General features: G+C 40.3%; 18 protein-coding genes. 11 read left to right on the top strand and 7 right to left on the bottom strand.

Annotation, left to right across the window (positions count from 1 at the left end):
* The first annotated feature begins 23 nt into the window (after nt 1-23).
* On the top strand, nt 24-1,493 hold the full coding sequence (der, locus tag AC0L7Q_RS18285; protein WP_010389444.1) for a ribosome biogenesis GTPase Der: 1,470 nt from the start codon (nt 24-26) through the stop codon (nt 1,491-1,493).
* Between the two features lie 325 nt (nt 1,494-1,818).
* On the opposite strand, the gene AC0L7Q_RS18280 is transcribed toward der, so the two are convergent.
* On the bottom strand, nt 1,819-2,577 hold the full coding sequence (locus AC0L7Q_RS18280) for a hypothetical protein (RefSeq protein ID WP_413403513.1): 759 nt from the start codon (nt 2,575-2,577) through the stop codon (nt 1,819-1,821).
* A 99-nt stretch (nt 2,578-2,676) separates the two neighbouring features.
* Complete coding sequence (locus AC0L7Q_RS18275) at nt 2,677-3,180, bottom strand: TFIIB-type zinc ribbon-containing protein (RefSeq protein WP_413403511.1); 504 nt, start codon at nt 3,178-3,180, stop codon at nt 2,677-2,679.
* A gap of 420 nt (nt 3,181-3,600) precedes the next feature.
* On the opposite strand from AC0L7Q_RS18275, the gene AC0L7Q_RS18270 reads away from it, so the two are divergent.
* Together AC0L7Q_RS18270 and AC0L7Q_RS18265 are read left to right on the top strand one after the other, a co-directional pair.
* Entirely contained in the window at nt 3,601-5,334 is a 1,734-nt protein-coding gene (locus AC0L7Q_RS18270; protein WP_418157369.1) for a DUF885 domain-containing protein, read from the top strand.
* 132 nt (nt 5,335-5,466) lie between these two features.
* Nucleotides 5,467-6,777 carry a DASH family cryptochrome gene (locus AC0L7Q_RS18265; protein ID WP_138605789.1) on the top strand — a complete coding sequence of 437 codons (1,311 nt, stop codon included), beginning with the start codon at nt 5,467-5,469 and terminating at the stop codon, nt 6,775-6,777.
* 40 nt (nt 6,778-6,817) lie between these two features.
* Here the strand turns inward: AC0L7Q_RS18265 and AC0L7Q_RS18260 are convergent, their stop codons facing one another.
* The 3 genes from AC0L7Q_RS18260 to AC0L7Q_RS18250 all read right to left on the bottom strand — a co-directional run bounded on the left by AC0L7Q_RS18260 (nt 6,818) and on the right by AC0L7Q_RS18250 (nt 10,292).
* Entirely contained in the window at nt 6,818-7,276 is a 459-nt protein-coding gene (locus AC0L7Q_RS18260; RefSeq protein WP_138605787.1) for a TlpA family protein disulfide reductase, read from the bottom strand.
* A gap of 62 nt (nt 7,277-7,338) precedes the next feature.
* Nucleotides 7,339-9,294 (bottom strand): hypothetical protein, encoded by a 1,956-nt coding sequence (locus AC0L7Q_RS18255; protein WP_413403507.1) that lies wholly within the window; start codon nt 9,292-9,294, stop codon nt 7,339-7,341.
* Nucleotides 9,295-9,413: 119 nt separating this feature from the next.
* Nucleotides 9,414-10,292 (bottom strand): LysR family transcriptional regulator, encoded by an 879-nt coding sequence (locus tag AC0L7Q_RS18250; RefSeq protein ID WP_409425626.1) that lies wholly within the window; start codon nt 10,290-10,292, stop codon nt 9,414-9,416.
* 96 nt (nt 10,293-10,388) lie between these two features.
* On the opposite strand from AC0L7Q_RS18250, the gene AC0L7Q_RS18245 reads away from it, so the two are divergent.
* The 4 genes from AC0L7Q_RS18245 to AC0L7Q_RS18230 are packed head-to-tail and all read left to right on the top strand — an operon-like array spanning nt 10,389 to nt 16,188.
* A complete protein-coding gene (locus AC0L7Q_RS18245; protein ID WP_409425625.1) occupies nt 10,389-11,957 on the top strand; it encodes an NADH-quinone oxidoreductase subunit L in 1,569 nt (522 codons plus the stop codon).
* Entirely contained in the window at nt 11,954-14,380 is a 2,427-nt protein-coding gene (locus AC0L7Q_RS18240; RefSeq protein WP_409425624.1) for a DUF2309 domain-containing protein, read from the top strand. The genes AC0L7Q_RS18245 and AC0L7Q_RS18240 overlap by 4 nt, the downstream gene beginning before the upstream one ends.
* 3 nt (nt 14,381-14,383) lie before the next feature.
* Nucleotides 14,384-15,181: a DUF6671 family protein gene (locus AC0L7Q_RS18235; protein WP_409425623.1), complete on the top strand. Its 798-nt coding sequence runs from the start codon at nt 14,384-14,386 to the stop codon at nt 15,179-15,181.
* Between the two features lie 8 nt (nt 15,182-15,189).
* Complete coding sequence (locus AC0L7Q_RS18230; protein WP_409425622.1) at nt 15,190-16,188, top strand: L-threonylcarbamoyladenylate synthase; 999 nt, start codon at nt 15,190-15,192, stop codon at nt 16,186-16,188.
* On the opposite strand, the gene AC0L7Q_RS18225 is transcribed toward AC0L7Q_RS18230, so the two are convergent.
* Complete coding sequence (locus AC0L7Q_RS18225; RefSeq protein WP_409425621.1) at nt 16,181-18,358, bottom strand: bifunctional diguanylate cyclase/phosphodiesterase; 2,178 nt, start codon at nt 18,356-18,358, stop codon at nt 16,181-16,183. The genes AC0L7Q_RS18230 and AC0L7Q_RS18225 overlap by 8 nt on opposite strands.
* Nucleotides 18,359-18,859: 501 nt before the next feature.
* Between AC0L7Q_RS18225 and AC0L7Q_RS18220 the strand changes: the two genes are divergently transcribed.
* Nucleotides 18,860-19,345, top strand: coding sequence for a hypothetical protein (locus tag AC0L7Q_RS18220; RefSeq protein ID WP_198522863.1), 486 nt, complete (start codon nt 18,860-18,862; stop codon nt 19,343-19,345).
* Between the two features lie 36 nt (nt 19,346-19,381).
* Here the strand turns inward: AC0L7Q_RS18220 and AC0L7Q_RS18215 are convergent, their stop codons facing one another.
* Nucleotides 19,382-20,587, bottom strand: coding sequence for an anhydro-N-acetylmuramic acid kinase (locus AC0L7Q_RS18215; protein ID WP_413403503.1), 1,206 nt, complete (start codon nt 20,585-20,587; stop codon nt 19,382-19,384).
* 151 nt (nt 20,588-20,738) lie between these two features.
* Between AC0L7Q_RS18215 and AC0L7Q_RS18210 the strand changes: the two genes are divergently transcribed.
* From AC0L7Q_RS18210 to AC0L7Q_RS18200, 3 genes are all read left to right on the top strand, one after another.
* Complete coding sequence (locus tag AC0L7Q_RS18210) at nt 20,739-21,245, top strand: GNAT family N-acetyltransferase (RefSeq protein WP_409426131.1); 507 nt, start codon at nt 20,739-20,741, stop codon at nt 21,243-21,245.
* A 157-nt stretch (nt 21,246-21,402) separates the two neighbouring features.
* Nucleotides 21,403-22,431, top strand: coding sequence for an NADP-dependent oxidoreductase (locus AC0L7Q_RS18205; protein WP_413403501.1), 1,029 nt, complete (start codon nt 21,403-21,405; stop codon nt 22,429-22,431).
* A gap of 48 nt (nt 22,432-22,479) precedes the next feature.
* Nucleotides 22,480-23,097, top strand: coding sequence for a glutathione S-transferase family protein (locus tag AC0L7Q_RS18200; protein WP_413403499.1), 618 nt, complete (start codon nt 22,480-22,482; stop codon nt 23,095-23,097).
* The last annotated feature ends 28 nt before the right edge of the window (nt 23,098-23,125 follow it).

Raw genomic sequence — 23,125 nt, 5'->3', positions numbered from 1 at the left:
GTTGTTTTTTAAAGAGGTAGTTTATGCTTCCCGTGATCGCTCTTGTAGGGCGACCCAATGTGGGCAAATCCACATTATTTAACCGTTTAACACGTACTCGTGATGCACTCGTTGCCGACTTTCCTGGCTTAACGCGTGATAGAAAATATGGCCAAGCAAATTACGATGGCTTTGAATTTATCGTGGTAGATACGGGCGGTATTGATGGCTCAGAAGAAGGTATCGAAACCGAAATGGCTGATCAGTCATTACTAGCCATTGAAGAAGCGGATATTGTTTTATTTTTAGTTGATGCTCGTGTGGGCATGACAGTGGCTGACCAAGCTATTGCTAATCACTTACGTAAGCAAGAGAAAAAGTGTTTTGTTGTTGCCAATAAAACAGACGGCATTGATGCCGATTCAAATTGTGCTGAGTTTTATCAACTTTCACTTGGTGAAGTTCATCATATCGCTGCCGCACATGGCCGTGGTATTACTTTACTGCTTGAGCAAACTCTTCAGCCTGTTATTGCTGAACTTGCCGCTCTTGATGAAGATGTAGCCGATGACGATGAAGAACTTATCGACTTATATCAAGAAGGTGAAGAAGATGACACCGATCACCAAGCGTTTGCCGACAAGCCGGTAAAGCTGGCAATTATTGGTCGTCCAAATGTAGGTAAGTCAACCCTTACTAACCGTATACTAGGTGAAGACCGTGTTATTGTATACGATATGCCAGGTACAACCCGCGACTCAATTTACATTCCGATGACCCGTAACGACAAAGAATATATTCTTATCGATACCGCTGGTGTGCGTAAACGTAAAAAAGTAAGTGACGTGGTTGAGAAATTCTCAGTCATTAAAACGCTACAAGCAATCGAAGATTGTAACGTCGTGTTACTAGTGGTTGATGCCCGCGATGGTATTTCTGATCAAGACTTAAGCCTGTTAGGTTTTGCGCTTAACTCAGGGCGCTCATTAGTTATTGCCGTGAACAAGTGGGATGGTCTAGATAATTACGTTAAAGACCGTATTAAGACTGAGCTTGATCGTCGTTTAGGCTTTATTGATTTTGCCCGCCTACACTTTATCTCTGCTCTGCATGGTACTGGTGTTGGTCATTTATTTGAATCAGTTGACGAAGCGTATGAGTCGGCAACTAAGCGGATTAGTACTGCTATGTTGCGTCGTATTATGGACATGGCACAGGCCGACCATCAGCCGCCACTTGTTCGTGGACGTCGTGTTAAGCTTAAGTATGCGCATGCCGGGGGCTATAACCCGCCACGTATCGTAATTCATGGTAACCAAGTACATGACTTACCTGATAGCTACAAACGCTACTTAATGAACTACTACCGTAAAGCACTTAAAATTATGGGCACCCCAATCAAAATTGAATTTAGAGAAGGTGATAACCCATTTGCAGGGCGTACTAATAAAGTAACCCTGTCGCAAAAACGTAAAATTCGCGCGTTTAGTAAAGAAAACCGCAATAAATCATAACGACTTTAATTCAGTCAGTTTAATAAAACGGCGTACTTTATAGTACGCCGTTTTTATGATTCAAAATTAAGTCATGCTAATTACACCAATTCACTTAATTACGTGAGCTATTTTGAGGTAAGAAAACCATCTCGATAACATGGCACGATTTTCTTATTTAAGCTGAACTCTGGCTGAGATAGGTTTATTATCCAAAGGTTCAGGTTATTTAATTTTTCTCGGCATTTGCTCCTGCATCCATGCCGTCGTAGATAAAAACTCTTAACGCGGTTAGCATCTGATTTTATCCAGTAAATTAATTAAGTATTATTGCAGACAAGTACGCTTATAATCCTTCATATTCAGTTTCCCTTGGTTTTAAAATTTGCTTTCTACAGTCAACCATATCCCAACAATCCGTTTCAGGTACGCCGTAATACCAGGCTCTAAAAATCGGTTGATATTTTTCAATAACCCGTTGCTGCATACGTTTTGAAAAATGAGGTAAGTAAAAAGTTTTGATCACCGTAATGTGCCTTTTAATCGTCTTTCCTAAATTAAAACGCGCTTGGCGATACCGAATGTCTGCTTTTTTATATTCTCTGCTATCAGGTGTAAAGTTTTGCATGTCTTGTTTAGGGCCAGTCGCCCACCCAGCTACTTTATTCATTTGTTCAGCAAACGGCTTAACGGTAAACGTGATATGAATAGGATCATCAGCATCAGTTGGCCCAAAGCCTCGCGGAAATCCGCCTTGGTGATAATTAGGATGGGTAACCGTAAACTCAATCGATGCATAGGCATTGGGCTGTAATAAATCCAAACGCTCGCGTGGGAAGGTAATTGGCTTATTAGCATAGGCAGTTTTAAAATATTTATAGCCAAAATCAATACCACAACTACTGTGACCACACGACTCTGAATAGGCCGACTTTATCAAAAAAGGATACTCTGGCACTGAGCCATCCTCTGTTTCAATCGTCACAACAATGGGCCCACGATAACCATGCGCTTTATCAAATAAAAAATCACAGCCTGATGTCAAAAAGCATGCCAGTAGCACACAGAAAAATTGCAGTGCTACTTTACGCTTATAGTCCTTCATATTCAGCTTTCCTTGGTTTTAGAATTTGTTCTTGCAAGTCATGCTTTAATTGGCAGCACTTGCGAATTTAAAATTAATGTAGCGAACGAGACTAATTTATTACTCAAAGTTAAGTAATGCTAATTGCACCAGCCGTTCAACAGTGGTGCCTTGAACATTTTTAGGCGCTTTAGGGTAATATTTTGATTTTGGCGGCTTAATAGTTATAAACCCATGATTGGTGGCCATTTCATGGGCTAGCAGTTTTCGTTCTTTGGGTGTTAAATGGTTTTCGTGTATTTTGCTTAATTCGCCACTATCAAGCCATATTCCTGCACAGCTTGGGCACTCATCTATTTCAACCACTTTGAGCGGTGAAAAAAACCGGCGCATCATCACAACATTTTTGCACTTTGGGCAATTAATTCGTAGCGATACATCATATTCACCCTCGGCATAATTACTCAAATACTTAAGTAAAACCTGACCATGCTTTAACTCCGGCGAGCTAAATTTAAAAATTTGGCTGTTATCAAAAAATACGCCGCCTAAAAACGATGTATAAACAGTGATGCCGCCAACTAATATAGGCTCCAATGGTGTATTTGTACGAGGGCACAACATTTTCAAAAATCCTTTTTATTTTAATACCTAAAGTTAAATAGTTATTCTAATGCTTTGTGTATCAGGCCAATTAATGGTGGTAGCAATGTAGTGTGACCTGCCAATACAAACTCATGTGCATCATCTGGCATTTTTTGTCACGTGTGGCGAATAATCCCAATCCATTTTTCTTCATCATAATCAGGTTTTGAACCTGCAAAGCTAAACAAGTAAAGCTCAATAAATATATGGGTGTTGGCTATTCACCTGTTCGATTAGCAAAATACGTTATTAAATATCGCTACTCCAATATGTTTTATTTTAAACACCAGTAAAACAATAAGCTAGGCTGTTGTTAAAAACCAACGCATTAATTGAGTGAACTTGTTATTATCATAAAATCAGCGCACATAAATAATAATTAAAATTTTAAAAAGTGAAATTCAACATGCTAAAAAAACAATCTTAGCTATTGCCTTAGCAGCCACCTCGCTGCCAAGCTTAGCCGACAGTAACAGCGATTTAAAAACCATTATTGATAATCACTGGCAAAACGCCAAAGCTGAAAAAATATTTTTTAGAACCGATCCAGACGGTTGGAAACCAAACGGCACATTACCAAATTGGAGCGAGCAAGCCATTGCTAAGCGCCAAGCTTATAACAACAGCGTACTAAAAAGCTTAGCCAGCATTGACCCAAAAACACTCAACAACGAGCAGCTAATGAACTACCGCTTATTTAAATATGAGCGAGAAACAGAGCAACAAAGCTACCTTTATCAAGATAAGTATTTTCCGGTTAATTTTTTAAGTGGCTGGCATACTTACTTTGCAGAAGCGCCGGCTAACATGGCCTTTTTAACCGCTGATGATTACAACGCATTTTTAATCAGCCTTGGTGATTACCCGCGCTTTAATCAGCAAAATATTGATTTAATGAAACAAGGTATTAAAACAGGGTTTACTCATTATTGTAAAACCTTTGAAAATTATAGCCAAAGCATTAGCGCTCATATAGTTAAACAACCTGAGAATAGCGCCTTATATGAGCCATTTACTCGCATCCCTAATACATTTACTGCAGCGCAAAAAGAAACTTACCAAAATAAAGCTAAAACAATAATTGCCTCAAAAGTTGTGCCTGCTTACGAGCACTTTTACGACTTTTTTGAAAACGAATATATGCCGCACTGTAGAACGCAGCCGGGTATTGCAAGCATCAAAGGTGGCCTTGATTATTACAAGTACACGGTTAATTACTACACCACCACTAATGCTACTCCTAAACAAATTCATGAACTTGGTCTAAAAGAAGTGGCGCGCATTAAAGCACAAATGCAAGCCATTATTGATAACGTTGGTTTTGAAGGCAGCTACAGCGACTTTTTAAAATTTTTAGCAACCGATGAGCAATTTTACGCAAAAGACGCCCAAGATTTATTAGAAAAGACCGCTTTTATAACGCAAAAAATGTATGGCAAACTCCCCACTTACTTTGGCCATTTACCGCGTAACACCTTTACTATAAAAGGCTCAGCGAGTCGTGGGGCGTTTTATATGCCACCTGCTGATAACCGCTCGCCTGGTACTTACTTTTTAGCCTCAACTCCAAAACTGCAGCCTTTATATAATTTAGAAGCACTTAGCCTACACGAAGCCATACCTGGGCATCATTTACAAAACGCCATTGCGATGGAGTTAGACGTTCCTGAGTTTAGACGCACACTGAGCCACTCTGCTTTTGGCGAGGGCTGGGCACTTTATACAGAGCGTTTAGGTAAAGAAGCGGGCTTTTACCAAAGCCCGTACAGCGATTTTGGCCGTTTAGGCTACGAAATGTGGCGCGCAGTGCGCTTAGTGGTTGATACCGGTATTCATGCTTTTGGTTGGAGCCGCCAAAAGGCGATTGATTATTTGGCTGATCATACCGCCTTGCCACAAAGCGCCGTGGAAGATCAAATAGACCGCTATATTTCATGGCCAGGCCAAGCGCTCTCATACAAAATGGGCGAAATTAAAATACGCGAACTGCGTGCAAAAGCCGAAAAACAGCTAGGCGCACAATTTGATATACGCAGCTTTCACGACACCGTTATTGGTCAAGGTTCACTTCCTATGGCGGTACTTGAAGATGTAATTAACGACTGGATAGCACAGCAAAAATTAGCTATCTAAGATACAACGGAAACAAATTGAGAGGCGGTATTGTTATCGCCTCTTTTTAAAGCCCTATTAAACACCTCAAAACTAATCCCTGCTCGCTTTTGCTTCGTAAAATAAATGATTTTAAAAAACCAGAGCATAAGTATGAAAAAGCGTATTCTGTATTGGCTGCAAAATGATTTGCGCATTGACGACAACCCTATACTCAATGATTTATCACAACAACAATGTGAGTTGGACCTGGTCTTTGTGATTAACCCTGCTTGGTTTAAAAGCAATAACTATCAACAAAAACCCTATGGTGTCCACAAACAACGCTTTTTAATGCAAAGCCTATATGAGCTACAGGAGTCTATTTTAGAGCTTGGCCAAACCTTACATATTATTGAAGGCGATCCAGTTGAGGTATTAACACAGCGTATTAATGAGCTTAGCATTGACGAAGTTGTATATAGCCAGCAAATAGGTGTATATGAACAGCGCCAAATGAGTGCTCTTAAGTCAAAATGCACGACTGTGGTATTTAAATCTGTGATGCAAGATACTTTATATCAACAACAGCAACTGCCCTTTGAACTAGCTAATTTACCAACCGGCTTTACACCTTTTAGAAAAAAGATCGAAGCGGCAGAAATTAGTTTAGCCACACATACATTTTCAGCGGCAAGATTGCCTCCACCTATTATACTTTGCGCAAAACAACCGATAGAAAAGCCAGCAACAGGGAATACACAATTACTTGGTGGGCATCAGGCTGCGCTTGAGCACTGCCAGCAGTACTTTTCATCGGCTTTACCGAGTAGCTATAAAATCACTCGCAATGAGCTGGATGGCTTTGATAACTCAACAAAATTTAGTAGTTGGCTGGCTTTTGGCTGTATTAGTGCCAAGCAAGTTTTTTGTGCTGTAGATGCTTATGAAGCGCAGTATGGAGCAAACGAGTCAACTTACTGGATCAAGTTTGAATTGCTCTGGCGTGAGTATTTCAAGTGGCATGCAATTAATGTTAAGCATCAGTTATTTACCTTTAAAGGTAAGAAACAAAGCTCGCCACTTACCACGTTTAGCCCGAATCGTTTTGCTAAATGGTGCCAAGGCAGTACACCTTACCCGTTAGTTAATGCCATTATGAAAGAGCTAAATGCAACAGGCTTTATTAGCAATCGCTCAAGACAAATCGTTGCTAGTTGTTTAGTAAACGAACTACAACTAGACTGGCGCTATGGTGCGGCTTACTTTGAGCAACAGTTAATCGATTACGATGTGGCGTCGAATTGGGGTAATTGGCAATATATTGCTGGAGTTGGGGTCGATCCGCGCGGCGGACGTCACTTTAATTTGCAAAAACAAACCCAGCAATATGATCCGCACGGTGAATACATTGCTAAGTGGCAAGGAAATGAGCACTGCGATGCACAATTAGATGACTTAGACGCCGCTGATTGGCCAGTGTAAAAATAAAACCTCAAACATAATACTGGCTAGCTGACTCTCGTTATAAGCCCAAGGTTAAATCTTGGGCGAGAGTGCCGCTGGGTTTTTCTACTACGCGGTTAACTTCAACCCCGTTATGCTTAATAATAAAAGTGGGGGTATATTGTAAGTCATGCGCCAGGGCAATACCTGCCTCATCACGTTTGTCATAACCGACTGTAACAAAGGTTATTTTCGAAAGTTTAACCTTAGACTCATCGAGTAACTTTATTAATCGGGGGACTTCACGGGCACTGTCATGACACCACGTTCCTAAAAGCACTAACACCTCTTTACCTGCTAATTTTTGCATCAATACAACGTCTTGCGGTGTGGGCGAAAATGTTTGGTATTGCTTAGCAAATTTATCGTGCTCGCTTAATAAACGCTTAGCAGTCATAGCGTCCGAGTGTGGTTTGAGCGTTGCATTCACTGCCAGTGGTAAACTCAACATTAAAAGTAAAATTAATTGTTTAAACATAATCTTATACTTAAATAGTGTTTTAGTTACTATACCCACAATCGAGCTTAAGTAAATAAAAGTTACTTGCTTTTATCCATAAAATCATCCACTTGTGATAAAACGGCTAAGTACTCACGTTTGGCTTCTTTGTTTTGTTCTAATTTATCTAAATCACCGATTAACGTTACTAATTGCGTATGTGAATAACTCGATGTTGTTCTAAACTCGTTCGACGCCCCCACACCACTGAGTCGTTTTCTTTCATCCATACTATGACTATCTTCATTTTTCTCGAGCCAAATATCATTAATAAGACGAATATTACTCTCACTGGTGGTGGTTTCTTTCAATTCTTTTTTTAGCTCGTATTGAGATATTTCGGGATTAAACTGATACACTTTTTTATCTACATCCACCTCATGAGCCTGATCAAGGGCAACCAATTCGTTATTTTTTACAGCGGTACCAATAGTGTAATTTTCTTGTTTGTCATAATAATCAGGAGGGATGTCAGAGCGGTTACCTTCTTCATAATTAAAACGCGTGCTCGCCGTTTTATCTTGAGTAACCCCAGTTAACCCTGCTGATTTTTGGTGTTCTGTATTTTGACTCAGCTTTGTGGTGCTTGTTGCTATGTAATCCCCCTGATCCATTGCAAAAGAGAATTTTGCATCAAAATCAGCTAACTTAGAAATACCATCGCCTAAGGAATTTTTATTACTACTTCCTAGTCCTTGGTAGCGTGGATCTTTGGTGATCATGTTGTCAACTAAATTAGCGACAAGCTCGCGTCCATTAGTAAACTGCTTTGTAGCAACCGACTCAATTTCACTGTAGCGCTCAGCGGCTGATGACATACTACTAAACGCACTTTTAAATACAGCCAACCCTTGTTTCATTACTTCATCACTTTTTTGGCCAAACGCCGAACGTGTACTTTTCTCAGAGCTATTGAGCTGGCTATCTTCTAAGCTTTTATCGAGCGCTTTTATGTATTGTTGCATTTGGCTTTTATCTTGAGCGCCAATGGTTGACATATCAAGCGAAAAATCAATATTGTTTTGTCCGTTTACCGATTCAAACTCCAGTATTTGCTGCTCAGAATCCTCATCAAGGGTATAACTTAAATTAAGCTCATTATCTATTCCAAGGAGCGCTCCATCAGCATCGCCAGTATTTCCCTCTGACGTTGAAAAGTACAAATCAAAACCCGAAAGTTCTTTGTTATCAAAATTGCTTAGAAAGCTTAAATCTAAATCAGCTTGGTTTGCGGGTACGTAACGACTGTAAGTGCTTTGTTTAGCCTTAAAAAATTCATCCGCCATTTCACCAACACCAGAAAGTACTTGCGTTAATGCTTGGTGTTCAGTCTCAGATAAGTCGCCATCTACTTCATAACTTATGCTAAATTCGTCAGTGGTTTCGCCTGTTTCCTCATCATAACCTTGCGCAGAATGAAAGGCGATATTGATAACATCACCTTCTTTGGTTTTTACCGAAAGCTCAAACCCATAGTTATCATCGTCTTCAAATCGCTCGCGATTAAAGCTTTCCATGAAAGGATTAAGTGAGCGTTCAACACGCTGTTGGCTAGATGCTAAAAATGTTTTTTGATTAAATCCCAGTTGCCCCAAGTTTGATAAAATATCGCTAGTGTTGGCATAAGCACCTTGGATATTTTTTACCGAAGAATTTAAGCGCTCAATTAACTGATCGCTACGTTCGTTTTTTAATAAGCCCTCTTGCTGAGAGCTTATTACCGTACGTAGTGCAACCTCTTCACTAGAGAGCTTATAATTTGAGCCACTGGGTGCACTGGAAATCGTGAGTAACGAGGATAATTGCTGATTAAGTATTTCATCGACTTGTTGGTCACTAAACTGACTAAGCATTTCATCAGTGATTGTTGCCGAACTTGGCGCTAAGTGAGCACGCGATTGCAAACCTGTGGGCATACTGGTTTGGTTTGAATTATTGACCGATTGGGCAAGCAACGCATTTAAGTTAGTATAATTGCCTTGTAGTTTATTAACCATGATTATCCTTAATCTGCAGTACAATATAAATACGGTATCGGCCAACGAATTAAAAGCTTTAATTATTTTTTTATTATTTAAAAATAAAGTATTTACGCAAAAACATACTTTAAAAGTAATTAGCAGGTTTTGGCAAGCAGCGACTTTAATATGTCTGGTACAAACTTGAGCTGCGCGGTAATGGCATAGAAGTGCTCAAACGCATCGGGTAAACGCTGATATTCAACTAGTAGGCCTTGTTCTATTTCATCCTTTACTACAACTGATGGCAATACCGATAGTGCACCACTATCGCGGGCAAGTAATCGCAGCATAGCCATATCATCAGCCTCTGCTTTTATTTTTGGCTGATACTGCCAACGAGCACACAAAGCATTAAATGAGTCTCTAATAGCAGAAGTTTTAGCGGGTAACACCCACTGTGCATCCGTGTAACCTGTTGGAAATTGGCCACGTGTTTTTTTATCAGCGGGGCCAACTATAGCTAATGGCTGACGAGATACCAACTGACTTTGCCAAAGCTGATCGTAGTGCTCAAGCCCGATGGGTTTATTAGTTAAAACTAAATCCAATTCATGCTCTGCTAAGCCATTTAACAGACCATCCATACGCCCTGCAGTCAGCGAAAAGCGAACTTCGTTATTGCTCATTAAGGGATTAATAAACTCTTCGATAAAGTTACGAGAGAGCGTATTGAGCACTCCGATTGATAAATGCTGGGTTTGCGAAATCACCCCTTTATGAATAAAAGAAGACAGTTCCTCCCCTTTGGTGAATATATCGTTGGCGTACATTTGCACCCGTTTTCCCATATCGGTTAATGCGAGTGTGCGGCCTTTACGTTCAAATAACTCAATATTAATAGTGTGCTCTAATTGTTTTATTTGCGTAGAGAGCGCTGACTGTGACAAATGCAGCTCTTTCGCGGCTTGGGTTAAGTTACCAATGCGAGCAACAGACCAAAAATAATATAAGTGATGATAATTTAAACGGCTCATTATTGTTCTCTTTTATAGAACGTTTACATGCATTATATCTATTTTTATTTAGTTATCTAGTTTGCCATACTTTGCTCACTAAATAAGGAGCACTGAATGAGTGAGTATATTATTTCGTTGTTACTGCTAATAATGCCTTTAAGCACATTTATAGCAGCCTGGTTAATTGGCCAACAATCGCGCGCTTCAAATGGTCATGTGCTGTTTAAAGTAATGGTGTTTAATAGCCTTGCATTTATAACAGCTATTACGCTTCATCAAATTTATGCTTTTAATTTACTCAGTTTCTTATCGCTGACCATGACCCGAATTATTATGCTGGGGCTTATATTATTTATCACGCTAATATTAATTCGCTTTTGTAAGCACTATATGCAAGGTGAGCCACGTGTAAACTACTTTTGGCGATGGCTACTACTTACCATCACTGCCGTATTAGTTGTGGTTATGAGTAACCACTTAGCGCTATTTTGGCTAGGCTGGGTGGCGATAAGTTTAGCACTACATAAACTTTTAATGTTTTACCCTGAGCGCCCACGAGCGGTGCTTGCCGCCCATAAAAAATTTATTGTGGCACGTGTTGCCGAATCCTTATTACTAATTGCATTTGGTATTTTGTGGTTCACTCACAATAGCCTGTACATAAGTGATATAACCGCCTTTTATAACACCACCACACTACCACTGTCTTTTGCAGAGCAAGTCGCCGCTTTTTTAATTGCCTTTGCGGCTTTAATAAAATGCGCTCAACTCCCAATACACGGCTGGCTAATTAAAGTGGTTGAAGTACCGACACCGGTGAGCGCGTTATTACATGCGGGAGTCATTAATTTAGGAGGCTTTTTATTAATTTTATTTGCGCCTTTGTTTATTCAAGCTAGCGCAGCACAATGGTTAATTTTAATTGTTGCTGGCTTAACTACGGTGATCAGCGCATTAATAATGACCACCCGAATAAGCGTTAAAGTTCGGCTTGCTTGGTCTACCAGTGCGCAAATGGGCTTAATGCTGGTAGAGTGTGCGCTGGGGTTATTTGAACTGGCTTTACTTCACCTTGTTACCCACTCAACTTATAAAGCTTTCGCATTTTTAAACTCAGGTAATGGCGTAAATGAAGATCTTATCCGCCGCCATATGCCAAAACAATCACCCGTATGCTTTGACTGGTTAGCCGGTGCGCTTATTTCAATAATAATCGTTGGCGCAGCATGGTTTATCAGCTCTTATCAGGGAGCGGTAAGTATTTGGTTGCTTTTAGCATCAGCGTTAACCATTTTGCTTGCAAATCAGCATGGTACAGCTACGGCTAAAACACGCAGTAAAAAACTGTTAATTGCACTATTAGTGGTCTTTAGCTATGTAGCGGCTAAAAATATCTTTGCGTTTGCACTTCCCCTTGAGCAGTGGCGTGAACCTGCATTTAGCCTGGCCGACAGTTGGGTAATAGCCCTTATTTTAACCTTAATGATAGCAAGCTACTGTTTGCGCTATCAATCTTGGCGCCCTCAGGTTAAATCGTTATCTACTTTATTATTTGCAGGCTTGTATTTAGATGAGTGGTTTACACGATTAACACTAAAAATATGGCCGATAAATTTGCCTAATAATGGCCACACTGATTTAAAAAATCATGCCGCTGGGATCACTATTGAGGAATCAAAATGAGCACTCTAACGCCTTCAGATAATAGAGCACTCTCGCTAAGCGACAGTCAAAATAGCCTACTTAATAAAGTATGCGGTTACATAGCACCAAACTGGCCGTTAGATCAGATGATTGCAGTTAACCCATTTTGGGAAATGCGCCATATGCCAATTGAAGATGTAAGCGCACGACTGGATACCTTATGTAATACCAACATGCTAATGCCTAGTGATTTTTATCTGCAAAAATATAACACCGGCATAATTACCGACAAATACTTAGCCGATGCCGCAACGCTACTTAATAGTGACTTTAATAAAGAGCAACTATTACAAGCGCTTAAGATTGATGTGCCATTAGTGGACTGGCACAACATTGCTGATTTACTCGACCAGCAACGTAATAAGCATAAAATGGCTTGGCATGATGAAATTACTCATCAATTAAGTCAGTTTTGTGCGGCGCATTATCAACAACTCGGTCCTATGCTGCATCGTAATGATACTCAAGCCCCATCTGAATTATATCGCCATTGGCTAACTGTTATTCAAGCGGATAAAGGCATTAGCATTGTTATGGATGAGCGGCATTTAAATGGCTACTTTAAGCAATTACCTACATGCGCAGATGAACTGATTGCACTGACCCTTAAAACGCTTAATATAGACAATGATTCGTTAGAGTTATACGCTCACTCACTGCTTTTAGATATTAACGGCTGGGCATCTTGGCTTGCGTATTTGCGTTTTCAAGGTCAGCTTTACGACACGCCAACAAATGAGATGAAGCAACTTCTGGCCATGCGCATGGCATGGGACCTAGTGATTTGGCAGTACCTAGCCAATCACGATAGTGCTACATTTAAGCAACTACAAAGTCAGTGGCAACAAGAAAAAGCGCTTGTCATTGAGCGCTTACATGCACATAAACTAGCGCAAAAACCATTATGGGTGTGGGCAAAAGCGCTAGAACTCAGTTTTCAATATCCACTTAATGATGCGCTGCAAACCGCGACTAAAGCCCCCGTGAAAAACGCTCAATTACAAGCGGTGTTTTGTATTGATGTTCGCTCGGAAGTGATTCGCCGTGCGCTAGAGTCTCAAAGTCAACATATTGAAACTTTTGGCTTTGCTGGTTTTTTTGGTTTACCGCTGGAATATCAAGAAAATGGCAGTGCTATTACTCGCCCACAGCTCCCTGGGCTACTTAAACCAGCTATACATGCCACACAAACTCACAAAGATGCGACGCTTGAAGCTTCACGCCAAAATAGTGCCACATGGCAAAGCTGGTCAAAATCGGCCCCTTCATCGTTTTCTATGGTTGAATCAGCAGGTTGGCTATACGCATTTAAACTAATAAAAAATACCTTTTTATCTAAAGGCAATGCTAAAAAGTGCACTCCGACTGACTGGCAATTAACACAAAACCAGCAGCAACTTACCCTAAAAGACAAAACCGATTTAGCCCAAAAAGTGCTTACAACCCTAGGTATAAAAGCGTTGGCACCACAGGTAATGTTAGTGGGTCACGCTAGCCATACAACCAATAACTTACACAGTGCAGGCCTAGATTGCGGCGCCTGTGGCGGGCAAAGTGGTGAAGTAAATGTGAGAGTGCTCGCAAGCCTACTTAACGATACTCAAGTACGCCAAGCACTTAAAACTCGCGGACTCACACTGTCAGAAAACACCCAGTTTATTGCAGCCATTCATAATACAACCACAGATGCGATCACCATCTATGATGCTCAATTGGATGATAATCTAAAAAAATGGCTCAGTGTGGCAACACAAACAGCTCAGCAAGAGCGCTTAGTTAATATAGAGCCAAAGCTGGTTGATAAATCAGCGGATAAAATTAATCACGCTTATCATCAACGTGCCCGCGATTGGTCGCAGGTCCGCCCTGAATGGGGGCTTGCAAATAATGCCGCCTTTATTGTCGCGCCGCGCGCATGGACGCGAAATATTAACTTACAGGGACGCTGTTTCTTACACGATTATGAGTGGGAAAGCGATAACGACTTTGCAATATTAGAGCTTATTATGACCGCGCCTATGATAGTCACCCATTGGATCAATAGCCAATATAATGCCTCGGTTAACGACAATCACAAATACGGCAGTGGTAATAAAATACTTCACAATGCTGTGGGCGGTAATATTGGCTTATTTGAAGGTAATGGCGGCGATCTGTGCATTGGCTTGGCCATGCAATCGCTACACAATGGCGATAAATGGATGCACGAACCTATTCGCCTTAATGTATATATTGCTGCGCCACAATCAGCAATCTCAGCAATTTATAACAAGCATACGATGGTGAAGGAACTAATTGATAACCATTGGCTAACACTCATTCGTTGGGGCGATGACAATACGCTAGAGCGCTTTGAAAATGGACACTTCATTGCAATTGCCCCCTCCACAGAGCAGATATAATTAATGTTAAACGCCGTCATTGCCACTAAACATAAAAAGGCACCTTTGATCGCACCCGAATTGAAGCCACTTGGCTATAATGTGGTAACAACCAGTCTATTTGATACCGATACGCTTGGGATGTTTACTAATGAAGTGCAGCGTGATTGCAGTGCCCAAATAGCGGCACTAATAAAAGCTCAACAAGCGTGTGAACTCACTGGCGAGCAATATGGGCTTGGTAGTGAAGGCAGCTTTGGAGGTGGCCCATACCCTGGGTTAATGAACTGGGATGAAGAAGTAATTTGTTTTTACGATAAACGCACAGACATCGCTATTTATGGACATGCAGGCGGGCCATTTTCACCCAGCAGCTTAACCATTAACAGCGAGACTAATGTTGAATCAATCACGGTCGCATGCCAGCGCTTTAAAGAGCAGCACTGGATACTTGATGACACTCAAACACTTTTTAAAGGGCTAAGCTTTGAAGGCTTGGTTGCTTTATTTAAAGAAAAAGTGCCCAAAGCCGGCATAATCACGCCTGATTTAAGAGCTATGTATAGCCCGCAACGCCAAGCTATTATTCGCCTCGCTGCCGAGGACTTAGCAAGGCGGTTGGCATCAAAATGTCCACAATGCCAGTGTGCTAACTTTGTTGCCAAACAACTCACTAAAGGCTTGCCCTGTGAGCTGTGTAACATGCCCACACAACAAGTAAAATCAACAACCTCTTTGTGTGATAGCTGCGGCTATAACCATATTGAAGCGAATGAGAAACACGTTGCCGATGCAACATATTGCCATTTTTGTAATCCTTAAGAGTTATTATGACATCAATACAACCGACTCAATTATTAAATACTGAAGAGCGTATTAACCAAGCCGTTGCATTATTAAAAGCTGGCGAATGCGTCGCTTTACCCACAGAAACCGTATATGGCTTAGCCGCAGATGCGACTAATAGTGATGCTGTAGCGAAAATATTTGCAGCGAAAGGACGCCCAACAAATCACCCGCTCATTGTGCATATTCCCAATCAGTCACATGTGCATCACTGGGCAAAAAATGTAAATAAGGCAGCCATCACGCTTGCTGATGCATTTTGGCCTGGCCCACTCACCCTAATTTTAAATGCTAAAGATGATTTAAATAGTCCGGTAACAGGCGGCTTGCCCACCATTGGACTTCGCGTGCCTGCGCATCCTGAGTTTTTAGCGGTACTAAAACAATTAAATACTGGTCTTGCAGCTCCCTCGGCTAATCGATACAAGCAATTGAGCCCAATCAACGCAGCTCATGTTATGCGCGATTTGAATGGTAGTATTAGTGCGGTATTACAAGGAGGCGAATGCAATGTAGGTATTGAATCGACTATTGTCGATGCCAGCTCAGAGCAGTTACGCATATTACGCCCAGGACCAATTTCAGCATCTGATATTTTGCAAAAAACTGGACTGCATGTCAGCACGCCACATTCACATAACGAAGTGGTGCCGGGTAATGTAAAAGCGCATTATCAGCCTCATGCACCAGCCATGTTGGCTAATACTGAAGATTTCGCTAAAATTTTGAGTGAAAACTCTCAGGGTAAAAGTCACTATTTAATCTATTCGACTCAAGTGCAACAGCAATTATTAGCGGGCGACATTCCATCAGAACGTATTACTAAGCTCAGTAGTTGCCCTATTGAATACGCTAAAAATATGTATAAAGCACTGCATCTTATTGATGAGACGACCCCATTGAATATTTATATCGAAAAGCCGCCAGTAATCAGTGAGTGGGCTGCAGTGAATGATCGCCTTAGTCGCGCGGCTACTAGTTAGCTTGCAGGTATTCAATTACAGAAGTGGCGTTCACAGGTTTGTAAAAGTAATACCCCTGAAAACGTTTACAGCCAATATCCACTAACATATCAAATTGTGCCTGCTCTTCCACGCCTTCAGCGATAACGCTTATGTTATGGCTGTTGGCAATGGCAATAATACTTTGCACCATGCTGATAGACTTAGGATCTATTAAAATATCATCTACAAAGCTTTTATCTATTTTAAGTTCATCTATGGGCAGGCGTCTTAATAAACTCAGTGATGAATAGCCTGTACCAAAATCATCCATCGAGAAACGTATTCCACGCGATTTTAAGCTCAGTATAGTTTCAATCACATGTTCAAGGTTATCCATAAACAGTGACTCTGTAATTTCTAAAATGATACTGCGCGGAGCAACATTGTGCGCCTCTATACTTTGCAATAACTTAGGAATAAAAGCACTGCTTTGAAATTGCATCACAGAAATGTTGATTGCTAGTTCAAGAGGCGTATCGTTATGTTGTTGCATCGTTGCAAATTCACTAATAGAGCGCGACAAAACAAAGTCACCGATTTTAAAAATTAAATCACTTTGCTCCGCAATAGCAATAAACTCAGCAGGTGAAACCATACCCAACTCGCTATCATGCCAACGAATTAGTGCTTCCATAGCATGAATTTTACCCTGTTCATTTACTTGGCACTGATAGGCCATAGAGAATGATTGCTCACTTAGCGCTACATTCAACCGCTCTTCTACTTTTAAACGGCGTAAATAAGCTTGTTTTATACCTGCATGGTAATGGCACAGCCACTGTCCTGTATCTTTTGCCCATTGATTAGCCAAATGTGCGCTGCGCACTAGTTTACTTTTGTTTGTGCCATGCTCTGGGTAGTTGGCCACACCGACACTAATATTTAAAAGACGTTCAGAGTTATTAACTTCGTAATGTTGAATGCTGGACGCTAGGCTTTGTTCAAACACATGCCTGTTTTGTTCATCCAATAAATGCGGTGTAATAATGCAAAATTCATTGCCACTGTTTCTAAAAACCAAATATGGAGCTGCAAATGTCGCTTGCAACATTGCAGCATAGGTTTTAATTGCCTTATCACTGTACTCCATACCGAAGCGATTATTCATCGAACGTAAATTGGTAATGTTTATAATTGCTAAGCTAAACGATGTCTCTTTTTTCGCTTCAAAACTATCACGCAGTGCTTTTCGATTAGGTAACTTAGTTAAATCATCATTACGAGAAAGATAAAATAGCTCATCAATCCGTTTTTGCTCAGCACGAGCAATAAACCTAAAACCAAAATATAAGAGCGTACAAATCAGTAAATAAATGAAAGAATACCAACAGACCTTCCAATAAAATACACTTTTTATTGGCTGCATCGCTCTGTTTGAGAGTGTCCATAACTGATAGCGATTATCAAATTTTGCAGATGTGATATAAGGTTTATCTCCTATATGTGTATCAATACTAAACACCTCTCCTGAGGATTTAAATATTTCTTTATCCTTGCCCGTTTGCTTTATCAAAGAATTATCAGATAACCCTAACGCCTGCTTAATTTTGGTTTTTGTATAGCTAGCTATGTCTGCATCTTTTACGGAAGTGTATTGAATAAAACCATCAATCTCTCTTGCTATGATAATGTAATCGTCACTATTACTTTGCAAAATATTGAGGTACTTAGCGCCTCTTGATACAGCCAATCCTGCAGTCATTACAGCAATCACAGAGCCACTTTTGTCGCGTAATGACTTCCTTATTGGAATAACCCATTCTTGTAACGACTGATTAAAATAAGTTTGCCCTACCACCATTTTGTCTGAACTAAGAGTTTGTGCAAAACTTTGACGGGTTTTTTCATTTTTCTTAAGGTTGATCATTGTTGAGGCATTTAAATTTGAACTGTAGTAAATAATTTCCCCTTGGGGATTAAACAGTCCAAAGCCTAATAACACAGGGTTTTCTAGTAAAATATTGTCGAGGAGTTTTATTGTTGATGTTTTCTCGGGTAAGTTATTGTTTGAAAGAATATCTCTGCCAATTAGATCCAGCATAAGCTCTTTATTTCTGAGGGTGCTTTTAAGTGCTTGCGCAGAGAAATCCACACGATTTTGGGAGCTTGTGCGGTATTCTTTTTCGATATTTCGCCATTCATAAGCCAACAAAACGCTTAATAGGACTAGACCGCCCAATAGCAAAAAACAAAAGAGTTTCCATAAATTATTTTTTATTAGTGCCATCTAATTTCTCACAACCCGTTTGGTAGTGTGTTATGTATTTGGGCCCTTAACTGCACTTTATGGCTAGCTTGGTTTTTTTTCAAGCTATTTTGTTGCAAAATTGAAACAAAAACAAAAAAGCACCCATTATTTAACAATAAAAAACTGGCGCAATTAACAAAAAATTCAGTAAGAGTATTGTTTTTTATCGCTGAGGTAAGACGTTAATCCATTCTTAAATTGTATATACGTTTATCGCAGTGGTTATTGAGCGGCTATTATAATTTATTCCGTAAATATAATACTGATTTAAAACAATACCTTTAGTTCAAAATTACAATTAAAACTAGCATTTGTATTAAGCGCTTTAGCTTAGTCATAATTATGCAATAATCATCAGCGATAATAGCTGCATTATTAGTCAATATAGTTTTATAAGCCCCCATGAGTGAATCCATGGTGCAATTAACCTTTGCACTACCGTCATTTGAAGATCCTATCTCTGCGGCACTGAGCCACAGCATGGAATTTGAAACGCTGTCACAGCAGGCCAATAGCCAGCATCAAATTGCTTTGCAATGCGTTTTGCCTGAGGCTGCCCATGAAGGTGATATTATTTCACTTAGCGCAACGTTGCCAAACGCACGTGAAGCTCAGTACTACACAGAAAAAAAGCTCAGCCAACTTGATTTAGAGCAAGGACGAGTCACGCTTAGGTTAAGTCAAATAGCGCACCGTCGTGGTTTTGTAATGCAAATGATTTTGCATGGTAAACACGGTACGTTAAAAAATAGCTTGCAGTTTGATATGCACATTAACCAATTTGGTAATGGATATACTGTACCAATAAATACGATTACGCCGCCAAAGCCTCATCGCGTTCGTCAGTACCTTGCCAGTGTGGGAACAGCTTTAATCTCACTTTTTTAGCTCTTGTTATAAACTTTTCCATTAAGCTTTAATTAGTTAATCAGCAAAGCTCACTTTACCCATAGTAATATCTAAAATTCCACCCCTTTTATTTTTTGCACTTTGTCGCTGCCCTGCTAAACATTCGTTTGCCAAAATAGCAAACAGCACCGCCTCTTTGGCATCGGGGTGAACACCTAAATCATCAGTATTCTTAAACGCCTTAATATTTGGGCAGTGTATTAGTAATTGCTCCATCAATAATGGATTATGAATTCCTCCACCACTGGCATATACCACACAGTTTTGAACCCCTTCAGCACAGTCATTTAACGCCCTAGCAATCGTAGTCGCAGAAAGCGCATTTAATGTCGCCAACACATCTTCATGGATTAAATCTTGGGTTGCGGTTTGGGCTTGGGCTGCGCGTAATAAGGCTAAATTAAACACCTCAGGCCCTGTTGTTTTTGGCAGTGGTAATTTAAAAAACGCATTATCGCTGAGCGCTTTTAGCAGTTTTGCATTCACCTTGCCTGCTTTGGCAAGCTTTGCGCCCTCATCATAATGCAGCCCTTTAAAATAAGACTGTACGTAGGCATCCATAATGGTGTTACCTGGGCCTATGTCGCTACTAAACACGCTACTAGTATCACCGTTTTTAGGTAAAAACGTTAAATTTGCAATGCCACCCATGTTTAATAAAATGCGGTTTTCATCAGGGCTGGCAAAAAATAAATAATCGCCATATACCGCTAAAGGTGCGCCTTCACCTCCTGCGGCTATGTGCTTTTGCCTAAAATCGCCAACAGTGGTAATGCCTGTCGTAACTGCTATTTGGTCACTATCACCTATTTGCAAGGTGCCATGTTTAAAGTCATGATGGTTATGCTGCGACTGCGGACAGTGATAAATAGTTTGCCCGTGGCTTGCGATGGCATCAATACTCGCAGGGTCAATACCCCATGCAGTCAAGCACTGATTAACCATAGCACCATGGAGTTTCCCCACCCAAGGGTGTAATAAAGTCAGCACTTCTAAATCGCATTCGCGCTTAGCAAATACCTGCTTTATTTTAGTTTTATATTCGTCGCTGTATTCAACCGTAGTAAAATTTTTAACCTCTATTTGTGTATGTAAACCCGCACCGGTTATTTTACATAGCGCCACATCTAAACCATCTAAAGAGGTGCCACTCATTAAACCAATAATTAAACGACTGGGCTTTTTAGCGCTATTATAAAGGGCTTCGATATGAGGATGCATAGAGACTCTGTCTGGGTGTTTTTTACATTTTAAAAGAGTTTTACACAAAGTTATACCTGTATACACTTTAATTTTAATGAATTGTTTTTCATTGTTTAAGCGTTTAAAGCTTGCTAAGTTATTGGCTGATAATAACAAACTCATTTGTAGCATGATCACTTTACGAGCATTTAAACAACACGATACCTGCCAAATAGTCACCATTTTGAACGATCAACAAGTAGCTCGCTATTTGTCCTCTAAAATTCCATTTCCTTATACCCAAGCAGATGCAAGCTGGTGGGTAAATGAGGGAGCAAAATTTGGCATCATTAAAGCCATTGAAGTTGATGGCCTGTGTGTTGGTTGTATTGGTGTTATTCCTGGTGAATTTGAGTATAGCCGCAGTGGCGAAATAGGTTATTGGCTTAGTCAGCAGTATTGGGGGCAAGGTATTATTACCCAAGCCATAGAGTTGATTACTAAAGAAGTGTTTGAAAGTACTAACTTAAACCGTATTCATGCGGCTGTATTTGCTGGTAATGTTGGCTCAATGAGCGCGTTGCTTAAAAATGGCTTTAATAACGAAGCTATTTTAAAGAAAGCAATTTATAAAAATGGTCACTATTTTGATAGCTATGTATTTAGCGTGCTAAAACAGAGTAATTGTTCTAATTAAATCCTTTCGACGGTTGAATTAACCACCTCTCGCCCAAAGCTCGTGTATTAAGGTACATATTTTTTCTACCTATCCGCGCATTATTGTTGAGCAATGTATAGTTTTAAAGCTTAAACATTCGGTAGTAGGTGGTTTTTCACTTTATTTGGAGGTTTTTATGTCTATAACCAGTCGTCAATTTACTTTAGCATCACGCCCACATGGCGCCCCTACTAATGAAAATTTTGACCTTAAAAATGTAGAGTTACCATCATTAAAGGACGGTGAAGTATTGCTGCGTACTATTTATTTATCATTGGACCCCTACATGCGCGGCCGCATGAGCGATGCTAAATCATATGCCGATCCGGTAGAAATTGGTGATGTAATGGTTGGCGCAACGGTTTGCCAAGTCGAATCATCTAAAAACGATAAGTTTAGCGAAGGCGAATGGGTATTAGCGTATACAGGCTGGCAAACTTACGCTATCTCAAATGGCGAGGGCTTAATGTCATTAGGTAAAAAGCCAACAAATCCGTCTTATGCCTTAGGAATTATGGGTATGCCTGGGTTTACCGCCTACATGGGCTTACTAGATATTGGCGCACCTAAAGCAGGTGAAACCGTGGTTGTTGCAGCAGCTACCGGGCCTGTGGGTGCTACGGTTGGTCAAATAGCTAAAATTAAAGGCTGTAAAGTAGTTGGGGTTGCCGGTGGCAGCGAAAAATGTGCTCATGCTGTTGAAACTCTTGGCTTTGACGCGTGTATAGATCATAAAGCCAAAGATTTTGCTGAACAATTAGAAAAGGCATGTGATCAAGGCATTGATGTTTATTATGAAAATGTGGGCGGAAAAGTATTTGATGCCGTATTACCTTTGCTTAATACCTCAGCACGCGTGCCTATCTGTGGTTTGGTATCGCAATATAATGCCACCAGCTTGCCTGAAGGTCCTGATAGATTAGGTATGCTAATGGGACAATTGTTAACTAAGCGTATTAAAATGCAGGGCTTTATCATTTTTGATGACTATGGTCACCGTTATGACGAATTTGCACAAGACATGCAAAAGTGGCTGCAAGACGGAAAAGTTCAGTACCGCGAACATCTTGTAGATGGTTTTGAAAAAACCATCAGCGCATTTAACGACATGATCAGCGGGAAGAACTTTGGTAAAACCGTAGTAAAGATTAACAGCCCACTATAATAACATTCAGGCTGTGTTGTAATTCAACACAGCTCAATAAGGAAGAAAATGATTAAACTACACCACTTAAACAAGTCTCGTTCTAAACGTATTATTTGGTTATTAGAAGAGCTTGAGGTTGATTACGAAATTGTTGCTTATCAGCGCAATACTGAAACTTTTTTAGCCCCTGATGAGCTTAAAAGTGTGCATCCGCTGGGTAAATCGCCGGTTATAGAAGATGATGGCTTAGTGATTGCCGAGTCTGGCGCTATCACAGATTATTTGATCACTAAATATGGCAAAGGTAAATTTGCACCAGCCACAGGTACTGCAGAATTTATAGACTATCAACAATGGCTTCACTTTGCAGAAAGCTCTGCAATTTTACCATTATTGTTGAAAATGTTTGTGCAAAAAGACGGTGCTAAAACGCAATTTTTAGAGGGCTATGCCGATGCTGAAACCGCAAAAGTAATTAGCTATTTTAACAGCCGCCTTGAAGGCAAACGTTATTTAGTGGGCGATACTCTCACTGGTGCCGATTTTATGATGTCGTTTATTGTTGAAATCGTTAAAAACGCTGGCCAACTAGGGCACTTTAAAAACCTAGTTAAATACGATGAGCAATTACAATCTCACGAAAAGTTTCATACTGCCAACGAACTTGAAGCTAAATACGATTAATCTTATGTTCGCTTTGATTGTGGCTAAC

The sequence above is a fragment of the Pseudoalteromonas sp. KJ63-1 genome (assembly GCF_055808145.1).
Note: the sequence above shows the minus strand (reverse complement) of the source record. Positions and strands in the feature narration are given on the sequence as shown.